The following is a 2871-nucleotide window of genomic DNA, read 5'->3' as shown; positions in this document are numbered from 1 at the left end:
GAGTGGGTCTGCCCCGAAGCCGACGGAGGTCCCGCAATGGGCGATGCAGAGCAAGGCGTTTGGGTGCAGAGCGGCCGGGTGTTCAGCGCCGGGGAGATCGCGCAGATTCGCGCGACGGTCGCCTGGCTGCCGAAGCTTCCGCGCACGGAGGTGGCGGCGACGGTGTGCGAGCACCTGTGCTGGCATACCGCGACCGGGACGCCGAAGGTGCATGCCTGCGGGCAGTTGCTCGCGCGCCTGGAGACGGCCGGCCTGGTGCAGTTGCCGGCGTTGCGTGCGAGTGCGCCGCGGCGCAGGCCGCCGCCGGCGCCGCCCGCAACCGTGGTGGGGTCCGAGGCGCCACTGAGCGGGTCGTTCTCGGCGCTGGGGCCGGTGCAGCTGGAGGTGGTGCACACCCCCGCGCAGGTGGCACAGTGGAAACGCGCCGTGGCCTGCCATCACCCGTTGGGCGAGCGCGGCGGCTTCGGCTACCGGCTGCGCTACTTCATTGTCGCCGGCGAGCGCACGCTCGGCTGCGTGATGTTGGCCGGTGCCGCGCGGGCCTTGGCGGTGCGCGATGCCTGGATCGGTTGGGATGCGTCGCGGCGCAGCGCCAACCTGATGCGGGTGCTCAACAACAACCGCTTCCTGATCTTCCCGCAGGTGCAGGTCCCGCATCTGGCCAGCCACGTGCTCGGGCAACTGGCGCGGCGGGTGGCGGCGGATTGGCGGGCGCACTGGGGCTTCACGCCGCTGCTGCTGGAGACCTTCGTCGATCCGCAACGCTACCGCGGCACCTGCTACCGCGCCGCCGGTTGGCAGGTGCTCGGGCAGAGCAGCGGGCGCGGTCTGGCGCGCCCCGGCAAGACCTATCAAAGCCATCCGCGGCTGGTGCTGGTCAAGCCGTTGCAGGCCGACTGGCGCGAGCGGCTATGCAACGCGACGCCCGAGCAGCCATGAGCAAGCCCTGCCGTTGCCCCAAGCGCGCCACGATCAAGGCCGAGCGCCGCGCCAAGTGCGCGCAGGAGCAGGCGTTGCGCGAGCACCTGCGCCAAGCCGGCCAGGCGCCGCCGGCCGCGGCCGCGCTGCCTAATCGGCTCTCGACCTACGCCGACATCGCCGAGGAACAGCAGGCGCGCGAAGCGGCGGTGAGCGGACAGCTCGGCCTCTTGCGCAACCACCTGCCGCTGCTGCTCGCGCGCTTGGCGCGCATCCCCGATGGGCGCAACCCACGCAAATGTCGGCACAAGCTCACGGTCTTGCTGCTCTACGGGTTGTTGATGTTCGTCTTCCAGTTCGCCTCGCGCCGCGCGGTCAACCGCGAGATGACCCGCCCGCAGTTCGAGGCCAACCTGCGCCTCTTGTTTCCCGAGCTGCAGACGCTGCCGCATGCCGACACCCTGTATCGGCTGCTGGCGAAGATCGACGTCGGCGACATCGAAGCGGCGCACGTCGCGCTGGTACAACGGCTGCTGCGCGGCAAGACGTTTCGCCGCTACCTGATCAACAACTGCTACCCAATCGCCATCGACGGCTCGCAAAAGCTCGCCCGCGACGTCTGCTTCGACGCGCCGCTGCTCGCGCGCACCCACGGCACGGGCGAGCAGGCGCGCACGCAGTACTACGTCTACGTGCTCGAGGCCAGCCTCGCGTTTCGTGACGGCTTGGTCATCCCGCTGCTGAGCGAGTTTCTCGATCACGCCCAAGGCGATACCGACAACGACAAGCAGGACTGCGAGCTGCGCGCGTGCACGCGCCTGTGCGAGCGGCTCAAGCGTTACTTCCCGCGCCTGCCGATCCTGCTGCTGCTCGACGGGCTCTATGCCAACGGTCCACTGATGCGCCGCTGCGCCGCGTACCACTGGCAGTTCATGATCGTGCTCCGGGACAACAGCCTGACCACCGTGTGGGAAGACTTCCACGCGCTCTCGGTGTTGACGCCCGACAACCGCCACCAACAGCACTGGGGCGGGCGCGCCCAGCACTTCACCTGGGTCAACGATATCGACTACAGCTTCCGCGAGGACGCCACCCACCACCGCCTGCGCCTGCATGTGGTCGTCTGCGAAGAGACCTGGCAAGCGCTCGATGAGCGCGGCGTGCTCCTCGACAAGCAGGCCCGCCATGCCTGGCTGTCCAGCCGCCCGCTCGCGGCGGCCAACGTGCATCAGCGCTGCAACCTCGCCGCGCGCCATCGCTGGGGCATCGAGGCCGGCTTCCTGGTGGAGAAGCACCAGGGCTACCACTACGAGCATGCCTTCGCGCTCGACTTCAACGCCCTGCGCGGCTACCACCTGCTCATGCGCATGGCGCATCTGTTCAATACCCTAGCGCGGTTCGCCGAGCACATGCAGCGCTTCTACCGCACCCTCGGCGTGCGCCCGACGCTCGACTTCATCCGCCAAAGCTGCGCCGGCCCTTGGCTCGACCCGACGCGCATCCGTGCGCTGCTCGCCACGCCGCCGCGCCTGTGCCTGCAGCTCGAATAACCCCCTGCTTTCAGCCCGGGCGGCCTCCCCAATGCGCTCCACAGCGCAGGTCCGCCCTCGCCGTGGAGACGCTGCAACACCGACAACAACGGCGAACCTACCGCATCACCGGCAACGGACAGCCGCCCCGCGACGCTGCGGAACGGCTCGGCGACATCCGACATCGCCGCGCCGGCGCCGCCGGCTGCGTTGGCGGCCGATCATGCTTCAGGGCTGCCGGAGATTCAGCCCTGAAGCATGACCGAGCCTCCCCAGCAACGGCGCCGTCGGGCGGGGCGTTGAGGAATGTTGTTGTCGCAAAAGCAGGGCTAGACATTCGCGCGGGACTTCGGCAGGATAGCGTCGGCAGAGTGGGTCTGCCCCGAAGCCGACGGAGGTCCCGCAATGGGCGATGCAGAGCAAG

General features: G+C 69.3%; 2 protein-coding genes. Both read left to right on the top strand.

Annotation, left to right across the window (positions count from 1 at the left end):
- The coding region (locus I6U14_RS11515; RefSeq protein ID WP_296899464.1) for a Druantia anti-phage system protein DruA at positions 1-939 on the top strand (939 nt) is incomplete at its 5' end.
- Positions 936-2468, top strand: a complete 1533-nt coding sequence (locus I6U14_RS11510) for a transposase family protein (protein ID WP_296899462.1) — start codon at positions 936-938, stop codon at positions 2466-2468. The genes I6U14_RS11515 and I6U14_RS11510, both read left to right, overlap by 4 nt.
- Positions 2469-2871: the final 403 nt, after the last annotated feature.

The sequence above is a fragment of the Thiohalocapsa sp. genome (assembly GCF_019695415.1).
Classification (GTDB): domain Bacteria; phylum Pseudomonadota; class Gammaproteobacteria; order Chromatiales; family Chromatiaceae; genus Thiohalocapsa.
This window is presented reverse-complemented; position numbering and strand designations above follow the sequence as displayed.

Excerpts from the sequence above, each read along its gene's own strand:
- I6U14_RS11510 (WP_296899462.1), top strand. The coding sequence starts at position 936 with ATGAGCAAGCCCTGCCGTTGCCCCAAGCGCGCCACGATCAAGGCCGAG.